Annotated in this window: 24 protein-coding genes; 5 read left to right on the top strand and 19 right to left on the bottom strand. The window is 70.8% G+C overall.

Translation table 11 applies throughout. The annotated features are described in order from the left end of the window. Positions 1-48 precede the first annotated feature (48 nt). Complete coding sequence (locus ABT245_RS39540) at positions 49-921, bottom strand: LLM class flavin-dependent oxidoreductase (protein ID WP_351743974.1); 873 nt, start codon at positions 919-921, stop codon at positions 49-51. 125 nt (positions 922-1,046) lie between these two features. Here ABT245_RS39540 and ABT245_RS39535 point away from each other — a divergent pair, with 125 nt between their 5' ends. Then, complete coding sequence (locus ABT245_RS39535) at positions 1,047-1,424, top strand: DUF192 domain-containing protein (protein WP_351743972.1); 378 nt, start codon at positions 1,047-1,049, stop codon at positions 1,422-1,424. Between the two features lie 16 nt (positions 1,425-1,440). Here ABT245_RS39535 and ABT245_RS39530 read toward each other — a convergent pair whose 3' ends face one another. From ABT245_RS39530 to ABT245_RS39465, 14 genes are all read right to left on the bottom strand, one after another. Then, positions 1,441-2,073, bottom strand: coding sequence for an OmpA family protein (locus ABT245_RS39530; protein ID WP_502982279.1), 633 nt, complete (start codon positions 2,071-2,073; stop codon positions 1,441-1,443). 7 nt (positions 2,074-2,080) lie between these two features. Beyond that, on the bottom strand, positions 2,081-2,662 hold the full coding sequence (locus ABT245_RS39525) for a hypothetical protein (RefSeq protein WP_351743969.1): 582 nt from the start codon (positions 2,660-2,662) through the stop codon (positions 2,081-2,083). Positions 2,663-2,694: 32 nt separating this feature from the next. Further along, the gene (locus ABT245_RS39520; RefSeq protein ID WP_351744021.1) at positions 2,695-3,294 is read right to left on the bottom strand and encodes a pilus assembly protein TadG-related protein; all 600 of its coding nucleotides are present in this window, start codon (positions 3,292-3,294) and stop codon (positions 2,695-2,697) included. Next, positions 3,291-3,521 (bottom strand): hypothetical protein, encoded by a 231-nt coding sequence (locus ABT245_RS39515; protein WP_351743967.1) that lies wholly within the window; start codon positions 3,519-3,521, stop codon positions 3,291-3,293. The genes ABT245_RS39520 and ABT245_RS39515 overlap by 4 nt, the downstream gene beginning before the upstream one ends. Positions 3,522-3,634: 113 nt before the next feature. Further along, positions 3,635-4,393 carry a response regulator gene (locus ABT245_RS39510; protein WP_351743964.1) on the bottom strand — a complete coding sequence of 253 codons (759 nt, stop codon included), beginning with the start codon at positions 4,391-4,393 and terminating at the stop codon, positions 3,635-3,637. Between the two features lie 14 nt (positions 4,394-4,407). After that, complete coding sequence (locus ABT245_RS39505) at positions 4,408-5,853, bottom strand: sensor histidine kinase (RefSeq protein WP_502982278.1); 1,446 nt, start codon at positions 5,851-5,853, stop codon at positions 4,408-4,410. 33 nt (positions 5,854-5,886) lie between these two features. Further along, positions 5,887-6,774 carry a DUF5936 domain-containing protein gene (locus ABT245_RS39500; protein ID WP_351743959.1) on the bottom strand — a complete coding sequence of 296 codons (888 nt, stop codon included), beginning with the start codon at positions 6,772-6,774 and terminating at the stop codon, positions 5,887-5,889. Positions 6,775-6,826: 52 nt separating this feature from the next. Further along, positions 6,827-7,771 carry a type II secretion system F family protein gene (locus ABT245_RS39495; RefSeq protein WP_351743956.1) on the bottom strand — a complete coding sequence of 315 codons (945 nt, stop codon included), beginning with the start codon at positions 7,769-7,771 and terminating at the stop codon, positions 6,827-6,829. A 10-nt stretch (positions 7,772-7,781) separates the two neighbouring features. Further along, positions 7,782-9,119, bottom strand: a complete 1,338-nt coding sequence (locus ABT245_RS39490; RefSeq protein ID WP_351743954.1) for a TadA family conjugal transfer-associated ATPase — start codon at positions 9,117-9,119, stop codon at positions 7,782-7,784. Positions 9,120-9,137: 18 nt separating this feature from the next. Next, positions 9,138-9,455 carry a TadE/TadG family type IV pilus assembly protein gene (locus ABT245_RS39485; RefSeq protein WP_351743952.1) on the bottom strand — a complete coding sequence of 106 codons (318 nt, stop codon included), beginning with the start codon at positions 9,453-9,455 and terminating at the stop codon, positions 9,138-9,140. Positions 9,456-10,128: 673 nt separating this feature from the next. Continuing rightward, the gene (locus tag ABT245_RS39480) at positions 10,129-10,506 is read right to left on the bottom strand and encodes a TadE/TadG family type IV pilus assembly protein (RefSeq protein ID WP_351743950.1); all 378 of its coding nucleotides are present in this window, start codon (positions 10,504-10,506) and stop codon (positions 10,129-10,131) included. A 5-nt stretch (positions 10,507-10,511) separates the two neighbouring features. Then, the gene (locus tag ABT245_RS39475; protein ID WP_351743947.1) at positions 10,512-11,756 is read right to left on the bottom strand and encodes a CpaE/TadZ family protein; all 1,245 of its coding nucleotides are present in this window, start codon (positions 11,754-11,756) and stop codon (positions 10,512-10,514) included. A 12-nt stretch (positions 11,757-11,768) separates the two neighbouring features. Next, positions 11,769-12,470, bottom strand: coding sequence for a Flp pilus assembly protein CpaB (gene cpaB, locus ABT245_RS39470; RefSeq protein WP_351743945.1), 702 nt, complete (start codon positions 12,468-12,470; stop codon positions 11,769-11,771). 73 nt (positions 12,471-12,543) lie between these two features. After that, the gene (locus ABT245_RS39465) at positions 12,544-13,371 is read right to left on the bottom strand and encodes a hypothetical protein (RefSeq protein ID WP_351744018.1); all 828 of its coding nucleotides are present in this window, start codon (positions 13,369-13,371) and stop codon (positions 12,544-12,546) included. A gap of 369 nt (positions 13,372-13,740) precedes the next feature. On the opposite strand from ABT245_RS39465, the gene ABT245_RS39460 reads away from it, so the two are divergent. Beyond that, a complete protein-coding gene (locus ABT245_RS39460; RefSeq protein WP_351743943.1) occupies positions 13,741-15,435 on the top strand; it encodes a chitinase in 1,695 nt (564 codons plus the stop codon). A gap of 240 nt (positions 15,436-15,675) precedes the next feature. On the opposite strand, the gene ABT245_RS39455 is transcribed toward ABT245_RS39460, so the two are convergent. After that, on the bottom strand, positions 15,676-16,212 hold the full coding sequence (locus tag ABT245_RS39455; RefSeq protein ID WP_351743941.1) for an NUDIX hydrolase: 537 nt from the start codon (positions 16,210-16,212) through the stop codon (positions 15,676-15,678). A gap of 46 nt (positions 16,213-16,258) precedes the next feature. Then, the gene (locus ABT245_RS39450; RefSeq protein WP_351743938.1) at positions 16,259-17,596 is read right to left on the bottom strand and encodes an NsdA family TPR-like regulatory protein; all 1,338 of its coding nucleotides are present in this window, start codon (positions 17,594-17,596) and stop codon (positions 16,259-16,261) included. Positions 17,597-17,808: 212 nt separating this feature from the next. Between ABT245_RS39450 and ABT245_RS39445 the strand changes: the two genes are divergently transcribed. From ABT245_RS39445 to ABT245_RS39435, 3 genes are all read left to right on the top strand, one after another. Then, a complete protein-coding gene (locus tag ABT245_RS39445; protein ID WP_351743935.1) occupies positions 17,809-18,141 on the top strand; it encodes a hypothetical protein in 333 nt (110 codons plus the stop codon). Then, the gene (locus tag ABT245_RS39440; protein WP_351743933.1) at positions 18,138-18,329 is read left to right on the top strand and encodes a hypothetical protein; all 192 of its coding nucleotides are present in this window, start codon (positions 18,138-18,140) and stop codon (positions 18,327-18,329) included. The genes ABT245_RS39445 and ABT245_RS39440 overlap by 4 nt, the downstream gene beginning before the upstream one ends. Positions 18,330-18,645: 316 nt before the next feature. After that, a complete protein-coding gene (locus ABT245_RS39435; protein WP_351743930.1) occupies positions 18,646-19,242 on the top strand; it encodes a hypothetical protein in 597 nt (198 codons plus the stop codon). 242 nt (positions 19,243-19,484) lie between these two features. On the opposite strand, the gene cyaB is transcribed toward ABT245_RS39435, so the two are convergent. Both cyaB and ABT245_RS39425 read right to left on the bottom strand, forming a co-directional pair. After that, on the bottom strand, positions 19,485-20,039 hold the full coding sequence (gene cyaB / locus ABT245_RS39430; protein ID WP_351743928.1) for a class IV adenylate cyclase: 555 nt from the start codon (positions 20,037-20,039) through the stop codon (positions 19,485-19,487). Positions 20,040-20,057: 18 nt separating this feature from the next. Continuing rightward, positions 20,058-20,663: an XRE family transcriptional regulator gene (locus tag ABT245_RS39425; RefSeq protein WP_351743926.1), complete on the bottom strand. Its 606-nt coding sequence runs from the start codon at positions 20,661-20,663 to the stop codon at positions 20,058-20,060. Between the last annotated feature and the right edge of the window lie 95 nt (positions 20,664-20,758).

Below are 20,758 nucleotides of genomic sequence, written 5' to 3'. Positions count from 1 at the left end.
CAGAAACGAGTGTGGCAGGACCCACTGACAATCCCGGGCGGCCGGCGTCTACGGCACCAGCGGCCGGACCTCTTCGGCGGCGAACCGTACGAAGCCCTCGGGGTCCGGCTCGTCCCCCGTCGGCTGCAGCACCACCGTGTCGGCCCCGGCCTCGGCGAGCCGCCGCACGGCCTCCGCCACGGCTCCCGCGTCCCCGGCGGCACCGAGACCCGGTACGGCGTCCAGCCCCTCGGCGACCAGGTCGGCACGCAGCCGGGCTGCGGCATCCGGCCCGGTGGCGGTGAGGAGGTAGACGACGACCCGGTGCGGCCCGCCGCGCCCGGCCGCGGCCCGTCCCTCGTCGATGAGCCGCCGGGCCCGGCGGACGCCGTCGGGCGGCGTGGCCGATGTGAGGATCGTGCCGTCGGCCGCCTCGCCGGCCAGCCGCAGCGTGCGGGGGCCGGTGGCGCCGGCCAGCACCTCCACGGCCCCCTCCGGGGGCCAGTCGAGCGCGACGCCGTCCAGCTTGACGTACCGTCCCTCGACGCTCAGTCGCTCACCGCGCAACAGGGCGCGCAGCGCCTCCAGATGTTCCCGCAGCAGCGTCAGCGGGGACTCGGCGCGGACGCCCACCTGCCCCATCCAGTGCTGCACCCCGTGCCCGACGCCGAGGACGGCGCGCCCCGGGAACATGCGGTGCAGCGCGGCGGCCTCCATCGCGGTGATCGCGACGTTCCGCAGCGGCACGGGCAACAGCCCGACACCGACCCGTGTCCGCTCGGTCCAGGCGAGCGCGGCGGCGGCCGTCGAGATCCCGCCCTCCCGGAAGCAGTCCTCCCACAGCCACAGCTCCTCAAGCCCCGCGTCATCCGCCGCCCGCGCCACACCCCGAAGCCGCTCGGGAGCCCACTGAGGCCGAAACACCGCACCAAGTCGAGTCATCCCCCCTTCCTAACGATCTCCGTCCCGCGCGACAACCCCGCCCGCACCGGCGCCCGACCGCGGTGTCGCACGGAAGGGTCCTGGTGGGGGCGGAGGGGTACGGTTCTCGGGGAGGTGGGGTGGGGATGCGGCGTTGGCGGGACGGGCGTGCGCAGTTGGCGGTGTACGGGCTGCACGGGGAGCGGGTGACGGTACCGCTGGAGATCGCGGTCTCCTATCGCGCCCGTACCAAAGGGTTGTTGGGGCGCGATGCGGTGGACGGGGCGATGCTGCTCTCCCCCGCAGGCAGTGTGCACACCTTTCGCATGCGGATGCCCATCGATGTCGCCTACCTCGACCGCGATCTCACCGTGATCGCCGTACGCACCATGCGGCCGGGGCGGCTCGGCCTGCCCCGGCCGCAGTCACGGCATGTACTGGAGGCCGCGGCCGGGGCCATGGCCGGGTGGGGGGTCGCGGCGGGGGCGCGGGTGAGTGTGGAGGTGGCGGGGGGCGATCGGTGAGCCCGGTCCGGGTGGGTCAGTTCGCCGAGCGGGGGAAGGAGACCTCGACCCTTCTGTTCTTCTTCCGGCCCGCCTCGGTGGAATTGTCCGCGATCGGGTACTGCTCGCCGTAGCCCCGTACCTCGAAGGTGACGTTCGCGTCGTTCAGGTCCTGCTCCAGAACCGCCTGTACGGCGTTGGCCCGCTGCTTGGACAGGATGTCGCCGTGGGCCGAGGAGCCCAGGTTGTCCGTGAAGCCGAACACCCGTACCTGTGTCGCCTTCTGGTTCTTGATCTCCTCCGCGATCGAGGCGATACGGGCCCTCGCCTCCGCGCTCAGCTTGGCGCTGTCCTTGCCGAACAGCACCTCGGCCTGGAGGGCGAACTTCACGTCCGCGTTGGTGTCCTCGCGGCGTTCGTCGCCGCTCTGGTCCTCCACCACGGACTTGATGTCGAGCACCTTGGGGGAGGCGAGCGTCGCACCCTCGGGCAGCTTCAGATCCGGGTCGTTGGGGTCGACCTCGACCGGCGCGGAGGCAGATGCCTCGGTACCCGGCGGAACACTGGGGTCGGACTCGTCGGCGCGGGCGGCGCCGGCGCCGTGGAGGGAGGCAGCAAGCAGCACGGTGACCGTGCTCACGGCCAGCGAAAACCGGGATGCGGTGATCACTTGCGCCTCACCCGGAGATCTGGATGGTGGCGGTGGGGAACGTGGGCAGTTGGAAGGTCACCTCGGTCGTGCTCGCCGGCGGCGCCGGGAACTGCAGGAAGACGGGGACGGTGTCCCCCGCCTTGACCGTCTGGACCCCGGTGGTCGTGAGGGGACGGCCGTCCGTGTCACGCAGGACGTAGTAGCGCTTCCTGCTCTTGGAGTCGACCAGGGTGGCCCCGCCGAACGACTGGCCGTTCTTCATGATTTCGGTCTCGTTGCCCGTGAGCTGTGACGAGAGCACGGCGTCCTTGCTGCCGTCGTTCTTCAGCTCCGCGTTCACAGTGACGAATCCGCCGGAATCCCTCTCGGCCGACGTGATCTTCAGGTTCAAACCGTCCGGGCCCCTGAGTTCGGCCAACGGCTCTTCCGACTGGCCTTCTTGAGCACTCGGCTCGGATGTGCCGTCCTGGGAAGCGGACGCCGACTTCTCCGGCTTCTTGTCGTCACCGCCACCCCCGCCGCAGCCACCCGAGCAGACGGCCAACCCCACCGCAACGGCCAAGGCGGCCGTCCCTCTGCGAGCCCTCGCAGTGAACCGAATGCTCATCGCTCCGCTTCCTTTGACTCGTCGTTCGCTTGTCAGCCGGCCAGGTGCACGTCGAAAAGGTCCTCGGGCCCCGGGAGTTCGGCCGGATCATCCGGATTCAGGTCCCAGTTTTGATGATCCTTGCAGGTGAGCTGCGGCAGCGCGCTGTCCTCGGCGTCTTCATCAAGCGGCTCGAAGGTGCAGGACGGCTCTATCACGGCCGTAGCGGATGCCGTCGACTTCATGTCCTCCGTACCGGGGACCACGGAGTGCCCGACGGGCTTGTTGGTCTCGACCTCGACCCGATAGGTGAGCGGATCGAGCGCCTCGCAACTCCGCACCGTCGCATCGTTCTGAGCGGCGAGTTGTTCGGCGCGCCAGCACGAGGGTTCCAACGCCACGTTGCCGTCGAAGACGTCCTGCCATGTGCTGGGATCGAGCACGTCCTCAAGCCATTTACCGGCGAGTTGGTCACGGGCGTTCTGAGCCGCGGCGAGCGCCGCAGCGTCCGCCGCCGTCTGGGCGCCGTTCCGGTTGGCCGCGGCCTGGCCGATCGCGAGATAGGCCAACGCAAGAAAGAGCAGACCCGCCACCACCGTGATGTAGATGGGGAAGGCCTGCCCTGCGTCCCTGGACCCGCGCCGCCGCGTCAGGTGATCTCGGTGATCTTGGCCTTGATCTTGTCGAGGATCGTCTTGCCGATGTCCGTGCCGGTGATCGCCAGAACGATGGCCACCACGACCGCGATGATGCCCAGATACTCGACCGCGGTCTGCCCGCTGTCGCCGGCGCGGCGCCGAACGGCTTCGACCGTCGTGTTCTTCCACCCGTTCAAGCGAACCTTCGCCGCCACGGCCGTCCTCAGCATCAGGTCGCTCATCGTGCTCCCCTCCGGGTTCGCCTTCGATCCGGTGAACGTACGATGCCGTGCCGCGCTCGGCACAGGGTCCCAGGGCCCATTGCCGGGCCCAACGTCCGTAGCGGTGAGTCATGTCAGGCCACCCCCAGCCATTTGGCGGCCGCCTGGGCGCGGCTGGTGCTGTGGAGCTTGGCGAAGATGCGGTTGATGTGGTTCTTGACCGTCTTCTCGCTGATGAAGCAGACGGCGGCGATCTGCCGGTTGTTCAGTCCGGACGCGACGAGGTCCATGATCTCCGCCTCCCTCGTGCTGAGTTGGTACCGCGACCGCACCGAGGGTCCCACAGCAGGTTGCAGTTGCGAAAGGTTTTGTGAAGAACTACGGCGAGAGTTGTGGGCGAGTTCAGGTTCGATGTGTGCAGATGCATGCGCTGGATGACGTAGGGGCGCCATCAGCGCCCCGGCCGCCGTGGGCGTGAAGTGCGGACGTCCCCGGGTGATGTCCCGTACCGCGGTGATCAGTTGGTCCACGGTGAACTCGCCGTGCACCAGATAGCCGCCCGCGCCCAGCCGCACCGCCTCCTGGACGATCTGTGTCTCGTGGCTGTAGGTGAGCATCATGACCGGGGCCAGCCGCACCAGGTGCGGCAGCGCGGAGAGTCCGTCGACGCCGGGCATGCGGACGTCCAGGAGGACGACGTCCGGGCGGTGCTCCAGGGCCGCTTCGTACGCCGCGCGGCCGTCCGCGGCCTCCGCCACGACCGTGGTGTCGTCGCGGCCGCCGAGGAGGGCGGTCAGGCCCGCTCGGACCACCGGGTTGTCGTCGGCGACCACGATCCGGAGCGGTGCGGCGGGCACGGTCGGGGGAAGGTTCTCGAAGGGGTTCACCGGCATCGGGGTGCCTCCTCTCATGCGTCTCGGGCCTCGTGGGCCGGTGCGGGGGTGGGCGGTGCCAGCGCCGCCAGCGGCAGTTCCAGCAGGACTTCGGTGCCCCGGGGGTGGTCGCCCCGTCCGATGCGCAGGCGGGCACCGACCGTCGCGGCGCGTTCGGCCATGCCGACCAGGCCGAAGTGGCCGGTGCGGCGCAGTTGTTCGAGGGTGCTGCCGGGGGGCAGGCCCCGGCCGTCGTCGTGCACGCTCAGCCGTAGCAGCCCGCCCCGGACGTCCGCCCGGACGTCCACCCGGTGCGGTGCCCCGTGGCGGTGGGCGTTCTCCATGGCCTCCGAGACGATGGCGAGGAGGTGCCGGGCGACCGCCGGCGGGACGGCGGGCAGGGGCCGCTCGCCCGTCCGGCGGCACTCGGCAGGCAGTCCCGTGCGGGTGCGGAACTCGGCCGTGAGCGCGGCCAGTTCCGGCAGCAGTTCGGTGCCGTGCCCGGGGTCGTTCTCGCGGCGCAGGTCGGTGAGCAGTTCCCGGGCCTCCGCCGCCGCCCGGCGGGCCGAACGGGACACCAGTTGCGCCTGCTGTTCGATCAGGGCGGGGTCCGTGCGGGCGCCCGCGGCGGCCGAGGCGGCGAGACCGTCGGCGGCGAGGGCGACGCCGTGCAGGGTCTTGGCCACCGAGTCGTGCATCTCGCGGGCCAGCCGGGCGCGTTCGGCGCTCACCGCCTCCGTGACGGCGAGCCGGGCCTGCACCGCCGTCAGGGCCTGGGTGGCGGTGCCGAAGCGGAGCATCAGGTTGCGCAGGGTGGAGCCCATGGCCCCGGCGATGACGCACAGGCCGGGCAGGAGCAGTGACTCGGCGACATCGGCTCCGCGGCCATGCTCCAGGGTCGCGTGGACCAGGAGCAGGATCAGGGACTGGAGCGAGGCGAAGCAGGCCGCGCCGCGCCAGCTGTAGAGGAGGCCGGCGAGGAGGGGGGTGCAGACGCTGACGTAGGCGAGGGTGGTGTCCGGGCCCGCCGAGACGAGGAGAAGGGAGCCGATGAGGGTGTCCGCCGCCAGCAGGGTGGGGTGGCGCAGGAGGAGCGGGCCGAAGCGGGCCCAGTCGCGGAACAGGACGTACGACACCATGAACGTGATGACGGCGGCGCCGCCCACCAGACGGGCGCCGAGGCCGGGGGACGCGTTGACCAGGGCGGCGGGGGCGGCCAGTGCGATCATCGCCAGCCGGAAGCCGAAGACCTGCCGGCACATCGCCTGCAGGGCGCGCAGTTGCAGTTTCTCGGGGGCGGTGTCCGGCCGGGGCATGTCCCCCGGCAGGCCAGGTGCACAGTCGGGTTCCCGGCCCGGTGGGTGCGGGCAGGTCTGCACGGTTCCGGCGGGGTCCGTCGTCCCGTGGGCCGGGGTCCGTCTCATCCACCCGGGCAGGCGAACGCGGCGGCGTCCGGCCGCACCGTCTCCCGTCACCGTCATCGCGCTCACCCCCCGCCCCGCCCGCTTCCCCGTCTACTTGCCCGTGATGGAACCGAAGTCCACCCCGGAGCCCAGCAGGAGTCCGGCGCCCAGCAGAAGCATCGTGGCCGGGACCATGAACGTGGTGATCATCAGCGTGGCCTTGGGCACCGCCCGGGCGGCCTTGCGGCGGGCGTTCTGCGCGTCGGTGCGGCGCATGTCCTTGGCGAGGGCCACGAGGGTGTCGACGATCGGCGCGCCCAGTTCCTCGCCCTGCTGCAACGCGGTGACGAACATGGCGACCTGCTCGGAGTCGTTGCGGCGGCGCAGTTCCGCGAAGGCCTGGCGGCGGCTCATACCGAGGTCCATCTGGCGCAGGGTGATGCTCAGTTCGTCGGCCCAGGGTCCCTCGTACTTGGCGGCGACCCGGTCCAGGGCCTGCCGGAAGCCGAGCCCCGCGCTCACCACCACCGCGAGGACGTCCAGAAAGTCGGGGAGCGTACGCTCGATGACGTCCCTGCGGATGCGGATCGCCGACCAGATGCCGACCTCGGTCCAGAACGCGCCGAAGGCGAGCAGGAGCAGCGCGAGGAAGTACTGACCGCGCATCACCATCACCAGGAAGCCGACGCCGCCGAGCGCGCCGTAGACGGCCCGTCGCGCCGCGTACCGGTCGATGGTCAGACCCCCCGGGTTGCCCGCGAGGTCGATCCTGCGGCGGTATCTGGCGACCCGTCTGGGTCCCATCAGACGCAGCACCAGGGGGGCGTAGCGCATGCCCATGCGGTCGACCAGCGAGCCGACAGCGCCGGTGCGGGTGGCGCCCACCTCCAGGGCCACGGCCAGGTCGCGCGGCAGCCTGGCCTCCGCCCGGTACATACGGATCCCGGCGAACACGCCCCAGACGCTGAGGCCCGTCACCGCCGCCAGCACAAGTCCCATGCCGATCCCCTCCTTCCGTTCCTTCTGCCTGCTTCTCCTTGCGGCCCGGCGCTCAGACGTCGATACGGCTCATCCGGCGGATGAGCACAAATCCGACCGCGTACATCGCGAACGCGATGACCACGCAGGCCTGGCCGATCGGCGAGCCGGTCATCCGGTCGAGTGCGCCGCCTTTGACGCCGTTCATGAGGAACAGCGCGCCCACGCCGAGCGCGGGGACGGCGTACGACGTCATGGTCACCTGGGAGAGCTGGGTGCGGATCTCGCGCCGGGTCTCCTTGCGTTCCTCCAGTGTCTCGGTGAGGTTGCGCAGCGCGCTGACCACCTGGCCTCCCGCGCGGTTCGACAGCACGAGGGTGGTGACCAGGACGACCAGCTCGCGTGAGGGCAGCCGGTCGGCGAGTTCGCTCAGGGCGTCGTCCATCGAGTGGCCGATCGCCAACTGGTCGGCCACCTTGGCAAGTTCCTCGCCAGCGGGGGCCTCAAGCTCCTCCGCGGCCAGGCCGATCGCGGTGCGCAGGGCGAGTCCGGCCTGGGTGGCGTTGGCCAGGATGCGGGCGAGTTCGGGGAGTTGGTTGATGAAGCGTTCGATGCGCTTCTGCCGCTGCCAGTTGAGGAACAGCAGGGCCGCCCACACACCGGCCAGCCCGGCCAGCGGACCGAAGAAGGGGGCGAGGACGGCCTGGCCGATCAGCCACAGGGCGGCGACCACGGCGAGCATGGTCGCGAAGAACTCGCCGGGTGTGACGTCCAGGCCGGTCGCCAGGAGGCGCAGTTCCAGGTTCCGGCCGAGCCGGGTGCGGCGCAGCCGGCGGTCGAGGGTGCGGAAGCGGCGTCGGCGGCCGGTGGCCGTGATCTGGCCGGTGTGGCTGAGGCGTTCGACGAGGGCGGCGCGCTGGGCCCGGCCCGAGGCGTAGGTGTGCCCGCCGACGACGGCCAGGACGCAGGTCAGCAGGGTGACGCCGGTGGTGAGCGTGACGAGCGTGTGCAGTTCCATGGGTGCCTACCTACCTGGCCTCTCGGGTGGCGAGCTGGTCCGCGCTCTGGGCGACGCCGAAGGCCTGCGGCAGGGGCTGGCTCGCCATGTAGAGGCGGTCGGCGGTGCGGCGCGGGAGGGGGAAGTACCGGAAGGTGCCGTGGACACGGCCGTCGGGGGTCATGGGCCGGGCGTCGAAGCGGGCCACGGTGGCCAGCCGGTACGGCTCGCCGCCGTGGCTGTCGAGCAGGGCGATCTCGGTGATGCGGCGGGCGCCGTCGGCGAACCGGGTGAGCTGCACGAGGACGTCGACGGCGCTGTTGATCTGGTCGTGCAGGGCTACGAAGGGGACCTCGACGTCGGACATGGAGGCGAGGGTCTGCAACCGGGTGAGGGCGTCCTCGGCGCTGTTCGCGTGCACGGTCGCCAGGGAGCCGTCGTGGCCCGTGGACATCGCCTGGAGCATGTCCAGGGACTCGCCGCCGCGGACCTCGCCGACCACGATGCGGTCGGGGCGCATGCGCAGCGAGTTGCGCACCAGGTCGCGGATGGTGACCTGGCCCTTGCCCTCGACGTTGGGCGGGCGGGACTCCAGGCGGACGACATGGGTCTGCTGGAGCTGGAGTTCGGCCGAGTCCTCGATGGTGATGATCCGCTCATGCGCCGGGATGAGTCCGGACAGGGCGTTGAGCAGGGTCGTCTTGCCGGTGCCGGTGGCCCCGGAGACGATGATGTTGAACTTCGCCTGTACCAGGCCCGCGAGCAGGAACACCATGTGCTCGTCCAGGGAGCCGAAGCCGATCAGCTCCTGGAGGGTGAAGGAACGCGGGAACCGGCGGATGGTGAGGATGGGGCCGGTGAGGGACAGCGGCGGGATGATGACGTTGACCCGCTCGCCGGACGGGAGCCGGGCGTCGACCATCGGATTGGACTCGTCCACACGGCGGTTGACCGTCGAGACGATCCGCTCGATCGTCTGCATCAGCTGGTCGGCGGAGACGAAGCGCAGCGGCAACTGCTCTACCCGGCCGCCGCGTTCCACGAAGATGGCGTCGGGGCCGTTCACCATGATCTCGGTGATGGACGGGTCCTCCAGCAGGGGTTCCAGGATGCCGAGACCGAGCGCCTCGTCCACGACACGCCGGATCAGCTGGGAGCGTTCGGCCGTCGACAGGACCGGGCCCTCGCGGCTGATGATGTGGCCGAGCACCCGCTCGAGGCGGGCCCGCCGCTCGGCCGCCGCGAGGGAACTCATCTCCGCGAGGTCGATCTCCTCCAGGAGCTTGGCCCGGTAGGTGGCGACCAGATGGCCGTCCTCGCCCCGGCTGCCGTGCTCCTCGGGGGAGTTGATGCGTGCCCGCAGGCTCATGGCTGGGCTGCTCCTCGTTCAGTGGTCGAGCGGCATGGTGGCGGACCTGCTGGCGTCCCCGAAGTTCCAGCCGACGACCGAGGGGATGTGGACGGTGGCGGTGACCTCGACCGAGTCGTCCAGCTCCGCGATCGCGCACTGCGTGTCGTCGGCGAGCCAGTCGCTGACCGCGCCCGCGCAGGCCTGGCCGACGTCCTGCCGCAACGAGGCGGCCCGCGCCCCCGCGCGCGCCGCCGTCCCCGCCTGCTGCGCGGTGTACGCGACGAGCCCGAGCTGAATGCCCGCGAGGGCGACGAGCAGCAGGACCGGGACGAACCCCAGATACTCGATGGCCACTTGCCCCCGATCCCGCCGTGCAACACGGAGAACACGGACGCCACGAACGCGGGCGCAAAGGCCCTGGTACCGGCGAACGCGCAGCGCCCTGTCCGCACGTCGCGCGCGCAGGGCGCGAAGGCGGGCGGCGACGTGGCCGAGACGGACACGGAGTGCGAGGCCGACACGGGAGGGGACCGCGACCCGGACGTCCCGGACGCGCAGGGCGAGGTCGCCGTGCCCGGCTGCCGCCACCGGACGGTCGGTGCGGCGGACGCCGGGACGACCGGGTCGGACGCGAAGGCCGAATCCGACGCCCGAGGACGCAGGCCCGGAGAGCCGAGAGCGCACGGTACGGAGGCGAACACGGAGGCCGGGGCCGATAGAGCGTTCGGGGGCGCCCCCGAGGGCCCGGAGCCCGGAACCGCGGCGCCGCACGCCAAGGCCACCCCCGGAACACCAGCCACGCCCCCCGCCGCCCAGACGCCGCACATCCAAACCGCCACCCCGGCCCGGGACCCGCACCCCGCCACTCCAGCGCCGCACATCCGAATCACCGCCCCCACGCCGAAAGCGCAGCCCTTCGCCCCCGCCTCGGGTGCCTGCTTCTTCGTCTGGGAGGGCGCCCGGAGGGGCTGGCTCGGGGCGGGGACCGGTGTCGCCGTTCCAGTCGCGGCCAGCGAAGTCCTGCATGTCAGTGTTTCGCCTCCTCCACCGCGCCCGCGTGGCCCTGGACGGTGACCGGGAAGGCGATGGTGCCGGGGAAGAGGACGGGCACCTTGAGGGACACGTCGGCGGTCACATAGCCGCTCCCCCCGCATGTCACCGTGGCATCCCCCTTCCACGCCTGCGGCAGATGCCCGAGTCCCGCCTGCTCGCAGGCGGCCGGCCGGTCGCCCGGCGCCGCGGCCGTCCCGGCCCGTACCGCCTCGTCGGCAGCGTTCCCCGCGAGCGTGTAGGTGTACCCCACGAGGACGCACTGCCACATCAGCACCAGGGTCAGCAGGATCAGCGGGGTCATGCCGAGGAGTTCGATGCTGACCTGTCCGCGGTCGTGTGCCGGCCGGTCCATGGCGTTCACTCCTTCCGGCGCCGGAAGCTCACCGCGCCCCGGTCGCCGCGCGGCCGGCCGCGGTGCGGCGGTGCCTCGGGCGCGCCGGCCAGGCCGAGTTCGCCGGCGAGCGCCCACAGGGCCTGTTTCACGGCGCTGCGGCTGTCGAGTTCGTGGACGCGTCCGGCGTCCACGACGCCCTGGAGTTCTTTGAAGCCCGCGGGCACCGTCGTACGGGCCAGCGCGGTGCCGGTGATGCGCTGGATCAGCTGTGGCTGGATCTCCGTGCTCCTGGTGTGGCGGTTGACGACGACGGTGGTCTCCTCCGCCTTGCGGATCTGCAGCCGGTCCCACATGCGCACGGTGCGCTTGGCGGCGCGTACGGCGACGACGTCCGGGGTGGTCAGCAGCAGGGCCGTCCCGGCCATCTCCACGGCGGTCGCGCCGGCGCCGCTGAGCTGGGCGCCGCAGTCCACCACGACCACCTCGTAGCGGGAGCGCAGGGCGCCGATGATCTGCCGGGCGGCCCGGTCGGTGACCTCTTCGCCGCGTTCGCCCTCGCCGGGGGCGAGCAGCAGGGCGAGGCCGGTGTCGTGGCGGAAGACGGCGTCGGCGAGGACACGCGGGGAGATGTCGGTGATGGCGGCCAGGTCGACGACGGAGCGGCGGAACTGGATGTCCAGGTAGGAGGCGATGTCGCCGGTCTGCAGATCGAGGTCGACCAAGGCGGTGGACCGGCCGGACGCCTGGGCGGCGAGGGCGAGTTGGACGGCGGCGAAGGTGGCGCCGACGCCGCCCTTGGCGCCGCTGACGGTGACGACGGTGCCGCCGACGCCGCCGAACGCGTCGGCGCCGTGGCCGAGATGGCGCCGTACGCCCTGGGACCACTGGGCCACCGCCTGCACCCGGCTGGCCAGTTCGTCGTAGCTCAGCGGGAGCGCGACCAGGCCGCGGGCGCCGGAGTCCATGGCGGCGGAGAACAGGCCGGGGCCGGCGTCGGAGGTGACGAGGATGACGCCGGCGGCGGGAAAGCGCAGGGCGATCTCGCGGACGAGTTCGAGGGCGGGTACGGGTCCGATGCGTTCGTGGACGACGACGACCTCGGGCAGTTCGTCGACGGACTCGGCGGCGAGCCGGGCGAGGGTGTCGACAAGCTGGGTGGAGTCGCCGACCGGCGGGAGCGGTTCGGCGTCCGGCAGTTGGCTGAGCAGGGTGATGAGGGAGCGTACGGCGTCCGGGTCACCGACGGCCGGGAGGATTCTGATGGGCATGGGGGCCGCCTCTCACTGGTCCGTCGCGAGTTCATAGGTGCGGTCCTTGTCCGGCACGGTGGTCTCGCTGCCGGGTGCCACCAGGGCGAGCCGGACCCGCTGGGCGAACGACTCGGCGTAGGTGATGCGCTGTGCGTCGATGGTGGACAGCGCGAAGGTGATCGGGACGGCGTCGGTGGGCTGCTGGTTCTTGTTGTCCGGCTCCAGGGAGGTCAGCTTGCCGACGTCGAGGACCCGGGCGTTGGCCACGATGATCTTGGACTGGTCGGGGTCGCTCTGCTCCTTGCCCTCGAAGGTGGCGTAGACGTTGACCCGGGAGCCGGGGGTGATCTTGCCGGCCACACCGGTGGCCGCGTCGATCATGATGGCGACCTCCTGCTCCCCCGGCCGCAGGGCCGGCTGGTCGACGATCATGTCGGTCTGCAGCAGGGAGCCCTCGCGCAGGGTGGTCACGGCGATCTTGCCGCGGATCTGCCGCAGGTCGGTGACGGCGTTGGCCGACAGCCAGCGCTCGGGCATCCGGATCTTCGCGAACTGGCCCGTGCTCAGCGGCGTGTACGGCGCCACGTTCGACTTGAGCCGGTAGGCGGTGACCTCGGGGCCGACCTTGGACTTCACGTCGTCGATGACGGAGAGCACGCCGGCGAACGCGCCGAGGGCGCAGAGGACCGACAGGACCAGGAGTATCACGCCGCGGCGCTGACGGGAGTTCATGAACCGTGCAACCTCATTGGGGGAATCGGTCGTGCGCAGTCGTATGGGTGAGCGGTGTCGCGGTGCCGGACGGTCAGGCGGGGGTCCGTTGTTCGAAGGCCCGTGGGGCGGGTGGCTCATGGCCGGGCGGGGTGGCGGAGCAGAAGACGCAGCGGTCGCCGATGACGTCGACGCCGCACCAGTGACAGGTGCTCCGCCGCACGGAGGTGACCAGTTGGTAGAGGACGGAGAGGTCGGCGAGATAGCTGCAGAACTCGATGATCCGGCCCGTCCCCCACCAGCTCGCGGACTCGGCCGGCAGCGGGGCCTCGCGCAGCCCGTGCGCACCCCAGGACTTGGCGAGCGTGCCGATCCACTCGGACTGCAACTGCCCCTTGGCGACCAGCATCCAGGTCCTGAACTCGGGTCCTGGCAGGGTCGCTTCGGGACCGACCCGCACAAGCTGCGGCTCAGGATGGGCGACCACCGCGAACTGGCTGCCCGGCACCCATGACCTGGCGTGCGCCTTCAGTCCCACGGGTATCCGGTCCAGCCTGGCGACCGAGCCGAGGACCGCGCCGGCGTGGATGTAGTGGGTGAGCAGCCGGCCCGCGGAGGCGAGCACGCCCGGACTGAGGTCGCAGGAGGCGAGCTGACGCAACTGGCGGGCCAGAACGGCGATTCCGAGGGGCGGCAGAGCCGGCCGGAACAGGGCGATCCGGTCGCTCTCCAGGAGCGAGCGCAGCGTGTGCAGCCGCTGGGTCACCGCCGCGGGGGCGGCCTGCGAGCCGACGACGATGAGATGCCCGTGCTGCTCGACGAGCCCGTTCAGCTCGGCGAGGGCGTGGTCGAGCGGCCGCTTGTCGAGGTCCCGCAGCACGACGGCGGGCACGGTCCGTTCGTCCTGCGCGGACAGCGCCATGTCGGCACTGGTCACGGCGATGGCAGTTGGCACGCGCAGCTCCCCGCTCTCCACATCCGTGGGCCCACCGGGGTGACTGCGGTGCGCCGGGACGACTTCACTGCGTGACTACGTGAGCACTGTATCCACGGCTCTGTGACCGGAGAACACCGTTTGTGCTGCCGGACGGGATCCGTCTTCACACAACTCCCTTCAAATCGGGACAGTTTGAACGTCCCGCACACAACGGGATTCTGGTCTGGACCTCTTGACACGAGATTGGTCTGGACCAAGTTGTTTCAGGCTGGCGGTGGCCACCGTCCCCTTTCTCCCCCCACTTCCCCCCGCCCACTCCCCCACCCGGAGGCCCCAGTGGACCGCGCACCAGGCATGCCCGGACGCAGCAGACGACGGATACGGACCTGGCCCGTGACGGCCGCGCTCGCCCTGTCCGTGGCGGGACTCACCGCCGCACCCGCAGCCGCGGCGGACGTCAACAACCTCAAGAACGCCGGTTTCGAGTCCGGCCTGAGCAACTGGACCTGCTCCGCGGGCAGCGGTACGACCGTCTCGTCGCCGGTGCACTCGGGCACCGGCGCGCTGAAGGCGACGCCGGCCGGGCAGGACAACGCGCGCTGCGCCCAGACCGTGGCGGTGCGGCCGGACTCGACGTACACGCTGAGCGCGTGGGTGCAGGGCGGCTACACCTACCTGGGCGTGACGGGCACCGGCACCACCGACGTGTCCACCTGGACGCCCGACTCGGCCTCCTGGAAGCAGTTGACGACGACGTTCACGACGGGCTCCGGCACGACGTCCGTCACGGTCTACACACACGGCTGGTACGGCCAGGCCGCGTACGTCGCGGACGACGTGTCCGTCCACGGCCCGGACGGCGGGGGCGGCGGCGACCCGGCCCCGACCGTCCCGGCCGCCCCGAGCGGCCTCACCGTCTCCGGGACGACATCCTCCTCGGTCTCCCTGTCCTGGGGCGCGGTGTCCGGCGCGACGGGCTACTCCGTCTACCGCAACGGCACGAAGGTGACGGCGGTGACCGGCACGTCGGCGACGGTGACCGGCCTCGCCGCCGCCACCTCGTACTCCTTCCAGGTGACGGCGACGAACTCGGCGGGCAAGTCACCGAAGTCGGCCACGGTCACCGGCACCACCGCCACGAGCGGTGACACAGACGGCGGCACGGTGCCCCGGCACGCGGTGACCGGCTACTGGCAGAACTTCAACAACGGGGCGACGGTCCAGAAGGTCTCCGACGTGCCGTCGGCGTACGACATCATCGCGGTGGCCTTCGCGGACGCGACGTCCACGCCCGGCGCGGTCACCTTCAACCTGGACTCGGCCGGTCTCGGCGGCTACACCGTCGACCAGTTCAAGGCGGACATCAAGGCGAAGCAGGCCGCCGGGAAGAAGGTCATCGTCTCGGTCGGCGGCGAGCGGGGCACCGTGTCGGTGAACGACTCGGCGTCCGCAGCGAACTTCGCCGACTCGGTGTACTCGCTGATGCAGACGTACGGTTTCGACGGCGTCGACATCGACCTGGAGAACGGGCTGAACGCGACGTACATGACGCAGGCGCTGCGCTCGCTGTCGGCGAAGGCGGGCTCGTCGCTGGTGCTGACGATGGCCCCGCAGACCATCGACATGCAGTCCACGTCGAACGGGTACTTCCAGACGGCGCTGAACGTGAAGGACATCCTCACCGTCGTCAACATGCAGTACTACAACAGCGGTTCGATGCTCGGCTGTGACGGCAAGGTGTACAGCCAGGGCTCGGTCGACTTCCTCACCGCGCTGGCCTGCGTCCAGCTCGAAGGCGGTCTCGCACCGTCCCAGGTCGGCCTGGGCCTGCCGGCGTCGACGCGTGCGGCGGGCGGCGGCTATGTCTCCCCGACGGTGGTCGACAACGCCCTGGACTGCCTGACGAAGGGCACGGGCTGCGGCTCGTTCAAGCCGTCGAAGACCTACCCCGACCTGCGGGGCGCGATGACCTGGTCCACCAACTGGGACGCAACCTCCGGCAACGCCTGGTCGAACACGGTGGGCCCCCACGTCCACGCACTGCCGTAACGCCACGCGGCATCCGGGGGGCGGCGGCTTCGGCCAACGCCCCCTTCCGCGTCTGCCCCGGCGGCCGGACGGTTACAAGTACGGCTCCGGCGGGCGTCCGCTGTGCCAGTGGTGCAAGGCCCCGGTCGTGGTGGCCTGGGTGGCAGACGGTGGGTTGAAGGCTGCCTCCCAGTACCTTCTTCGCTGATCGTCTGGCGCCTGCTGCCTTCGGCCGTGGGAGCCATTTCGTCATGCCCTCGATCACCCGAGGCGCAGATGGTGCAGCATCAGCAGCGCGGCCACCGCGTTGGCCGACCGCACCTCACCACGGGCGACCAACTCGGGCACCTTCGCGAGCGGCACCCACTCCCGCCGCGCGGACTCATGCGCATCCGCTGGCGCGGTGCGCACCTGCTCGGCGTGATCCGACCAGTACACCCGATGATGCGACGTCGAGATCCCCGGCATCGGGTCGACCGCCAGGAGCAGCCGCATCGGGCCGGGCCGCCACCCCGTCTCCTCCTCGAACTCCCGCGCCGCCGCAACCGCGGGGTCCTCGCCCTCACCGGTTCCACCCGACGGCAACTCCCAGCCCCACGCGCCGGTGATGAACCGGTGCCGCCACAGCAGCAGCACCTCGTCCGCCTCGTTCACGACCGTGGCCACCGCCACGGGCCGCAGCCGGATCACGGTGTGGTCCAGGTGCCGGCCGTCCGGCAGCTCCACGTCGGCCATGTTCACCTTGACCCACCGGTTCTCGTACACGGTGCGCTCGCCGAGGTTCCGCCACACTGACACGCTGCTGCCTCTCCTCCGGGGACGCGCCTTATCCGACCACAGTCGGCTACAGCGGGATGCGAAGAGTCTCGTCGATCCGGTCGACGACCTCGCGCGTGGACCCGCTACGGGTGGTGGCGAGGTTGCGGCGTACGCCGACGAGCCGGTCGTAGAGCCGATGCGACTCCATCCCCTCCACGGTGTCGAGCATCCGTACTGCGGTGCCAGCGGCACGGTCGACCTCCCCTGCCCGCAGTTCGCAGTCGGCGAGGGTGGCAAGCCGGTGCACCCGACCGCGGGCGTGGGTCTGGACGGCAACTGCCTCGGCGGCGTACTGCTGCGCAGGCCCGGTGTCACCAAGCCGCATCAGAGTGTCCGCCATCGCGGTCTCCAGCAGGCCGGGCTGGACGTACCCGGTCTCGTCCGGCTCCTCGTCCGGGCGGATCTGCCCGGATGCGATCTCCGCCTGCTGCATGGCCTGGTGGGCGGCCGTCTGGTCGCCCATGCGGGCGTACGCCTTCGCCTGCATGGCGTGCAGGTCGCAGGCGAGGGCCGGACTGATGGCGTGTCCAGCGGTGCGCAGCCCTGCCTCGGCGAACGCGACCGCCTGCCGGTACTCGCCCATGAAGAGGGAGTGGTTGACGAGGAGCGCTATCACGTACCCGCCGAACGCCCTGTCCCCGCTCGCCTTCGCCAGCCTCAGGGCCTGGTGGTAGTAGCGCTGCGCGAGGCCTTGGGCGTTGGAGTCGTAGGCGCAGATCCCGGCAACGGCGACGAGCCCGCCGACGGCCCGGAGCAACTCGCGGCCGGTGGCGTCCGTATAGGTGCCGCGCATCAGCGGCGCCGTGTCCTCTGTCAGGAACCGCAGGACACGGCCCCGAGTCCCGACGCCACCCGCCTTTCGGTACATCTGCTCGTAGTGCCGACGCGCGGTCCGCAAATGCTCGACGTCGGGCAGGCCCACGCGGATGGTGCCACGGCTGGACACGTCCACGTCGTCAGGCGGGTTCTCCCACTCCCAGACGGGGCCGACGGCGGGCAGGCCGGTGATCACGGGCGTGCGCTGGACGTCCTCGCGCTGCTGGTGGTCGCCGCGCCACAGTGCGGTCGCCCGGCCGATGAACCCCTCAAGCGGAGTCCCTGCTGGGTGCGGCGTAGATCGGGTGCCCATCCCGATGTCGTCAAGGCTGATGCCCCGGCCGAGCCGTCCGGAGAGGACGTCGGCGATCAGCTCGGGAGTGCGGCCCCGGGGCCGCTGGCCTTTGAGCCAGCGGATGACGGAGCTGTGGTCATAGCGCATCTGTGTTCCTTGTGCTGCTGCCGCGTTGTTGACGCGGGTGGCGAGTCCTAATCGGGACATTCCTGCCTCGTCGAGCAGCGCGTCAAGGAGTGTGTTCGGTTCCATGCGTGCCCCCGGATCACTCAGTGTGTGGAGCGTACCCCCACTCCGATCACACAGTGTGTGAAAGCGGTAACGCTGCTCACCCCTTGCACACACTGCCGCGCAGCAGGTCACGGCGGCACGATCGCTGCACGAACAACATGCACACCCAACCGGTTGCGCGGCCCCCGGCCCGGACCTGGTGTGCTCGTGCCGCTGCCCCTGGAGAGCACCCGATGAGCAGAACAGCCGTGGATATCCAGCTGGAAGTGCTGGACGTCCTGGCGCTCCCGGCCCTGCTCGGCCTGGACGAGGACCGCGCGGCCGGCCGCGTATGCATCTGGTGCGGCGGGCCTCTGACGATCGAGACGGCTGTCGACCTCGGCGAGCAGAAGGCTGACGCGGGTACGTGCTTCCCGCGCGCCTGCCGGAAGTGCGTCGCCGACCGTGCGCACCGCGGCCTGTTCGCCCACACGCCCACATGCGACCTCTGCGAGACGGAGGCGACAGCCGCCAACTGCACCGTCGGCCGCAGCCTGTACCGACTCGTCAGGGACAACCGCCGGTGACCCGCCGGCAGACGACCGCAGGGGCGCGGTCCCTGCACGCGAGCCCGCTGCTCAGCCACATGACCATGCGGGTCTACCAGGTGGACCGCTACTGGACGGTCTCCCGTGACAGCGGACGGGTCATCGTCCCGCCCACTCAGGGGCTGACGCCGACCACGGCCCGGGAGGAGCGTCAGCGATGCCCATGAAGCCGGACAGCCCGAAGGGCCAATTCTTCTACGCGCTGGCCCTTGCCGCCCTCATGGGCGCCCTCGTGGCCGGTATCGGCCGCTGACCCCATGACCGGCTCCGGTCGCTGACGCCCCAGGTGGCGACCGGAGCCCCACAGCGCCCGCCGACCTCCCGCTCCCGACTCTCCCCTGCGGGGGCCGGCGGGCCCGCCACCCTCGTCTCGGCACAGGAAGGTTCTCGATCGTGTTGCCTCCGGCACCGCCAGGTGTTGTCCCGTACATCGCCGGATGGAGTGAGGAAAGGCTCCTGTCGTGTCCGATCACCCGCCGCCGCGTGGCCCCGGGGATCGCCTACACGGATGAAACCCCGTACGACCGGGACAGCTTCGGCGTGCTCTGGGCCCGGTACGCCCTGCGGCCGAAGCGGCGCCGGGGCAGCCCACAGCTCCGCAACGTCCACCCCTACCGCCAGCGCCGGGCAATGCTGAACATGATGTGCCAGGTGTGCTCCCGCACGCCGCCCGACCCGCACGGCCCGCACCTGTTTCTCCTCCGGGACAGCGTCGGCGCGATCCGTGAAGGGGAACGGACCACCAGCCCGCCGGTATGCGTGCCCTGCGCCGGGATCTCCATCCAGCTCTGCCGTGCCCTGCGCGGTGGACGCTTCGTGGCGGCATGGGCAAGGCGTGTACCCGCGTGGGGTGTCGTCGGCCCCCTCCATCACCCCGTGACGCTCCAGCCCATCCCCGGATGCCACATGGAGCAGGTGAAATACGGGTCGGAGTGGGCTCCATGGGTCCGCGCCGCCCGCACCATGGTGGAACTCCGCGGAGTGACACCGGCGGACCTCGACCGCGAGTTCGCGGCCCTCGGCCACGACCGCCTGGAGGAAGAGTTCACCCGGATCGCGGAGCTGACCGCGGTCGCCTGACGGACTGGCCCGCGCCTCTTCGCACACGGCAGGTTCGCGCGAAACCCGCACTGCACGCGATGCCGTAAAGTCACGCGGCATCCGGGGGCGGCGGCTTCGGCCACCGCCCCACTTCCACATCGGCCCCCGGCGGCCGGGCGGTGCTATACGGATCACCGCGTCGCAGAACAGACAGTCGGGAACGTGCCTGATACAGCCGATCAATCGTCCGGCCCCCACTGCTTCGGGCGAATTCCAGGGGGTCAGCCACGCTGCGCGGCGACAGCCGCGGTGTACGTCTCCCTCGTCAAGTCGTCTGGTCCGATCCCCAAGTCGGCGAGGACCGCCCGGATGGTCTGCAAGGCCGGGCCCAAGTCGTCCTCGTCCACGATCGTCTCAACCTCGATGAACGTCCCGTCGATCTCCGGGACCCGCACGAGCGTGGCAAGAAGCCGCCGGCCACGGGCCACGAAGTCATAGTTGCGGCAGCGCTTCTCGAACGCGATGACCGGCACATACCCAAGTCCGCGAAGGATGGCGTGCGCCGCGTCCGCGTCCGCCACGGTCGTCTCGTGCTCGGGCTTGGAACCGGAGACCCCGTCGACCGCGGCATCCTTGAAGGTGAGAACCGTGCGCGTGCTCTCGGCTCCGTGCACCGTGCGGACCCTGAGTTCCTGGTCCGCCTTCTCCAGCGAGCCGTCGAGCCGGTCGTAGTACGTATCCTGGTAGACCTCCACCCGGGCCGTTGCACGCTCGTCGAGCCGCTGCATGACCGCCTCGGGTGCGTGAACGCGAGCCTTCAACTCTGCCTCGATCACGAACCGTTCCCTTCCCCTTCAGACTGTGCGCTCGGCCCCGTCGATGATCGCTTCGAACATGCGCCGGAACCCCCGGTACAGGGGCCCGTGTGGTGTTTCCATCACCTTGTACGTGGCCGACTCGTGTCCTTCCCATCCGGCGTCGAAGGCGCCGACGAACATGGTGGAGTCGGCTCGGATGATCCGCCAAGTAGGCAGCATCCGGTAGCGCCAGACACCGATGTCGCACGTACCGGCCAACTCCCGCAACCGTGCTTCGGCGAGTCGGACGCCGCTTGCCAGGGATTCGGGGGACTCGCCGATCTCGGCAGCCCGACGGGCCAGGGCGTCACTGTCGGGGTCCAGGAGAGCCACCCGGACTCTCAGACCTTTGCCGCCATGCCGACGCGTCAGGCAGGCCCGCAGCAGGCTGTCGTTGAGTCCGATCAGTCCAAGCCCGCGCACGGCGAGAACGTCCAACTGTGCCGCCTCGCGTGTCTGCTGTTGGATCTCTTCCGCTGCCGACCCCTGTGCCGCGTAGACACGAACCACCTCGGGGAAGGCAGCGAGGTCGAAAGCAGGGCCACCCGATCTCTTCTCCCGGCTCGCAGCCAGCCCGAGCAAATGCCGGGCGTCGTCGGGCATGTGACTCCACCCACGACTAAAGGTCGAGGGCTTCCTGGATCGCTGGCTAAGCAGCGTCGCAGAGGACCAGCCCGGCCCTGTGCTGGACGTTCAGC

This window comes from Streptomyces sp. NPDC001508, assembly GCF_040298665.1.
GTDB lineage: Bacteria > Actinomycetota > Actinomycetes > Streptomycetales > Streptomycetaceae > Streptomyces.
The sequence above is the reverse complement of the archived record's forward strand: the minus strand, read 5'-3'. Positions and strand labels throughout refer to the sequence as shown.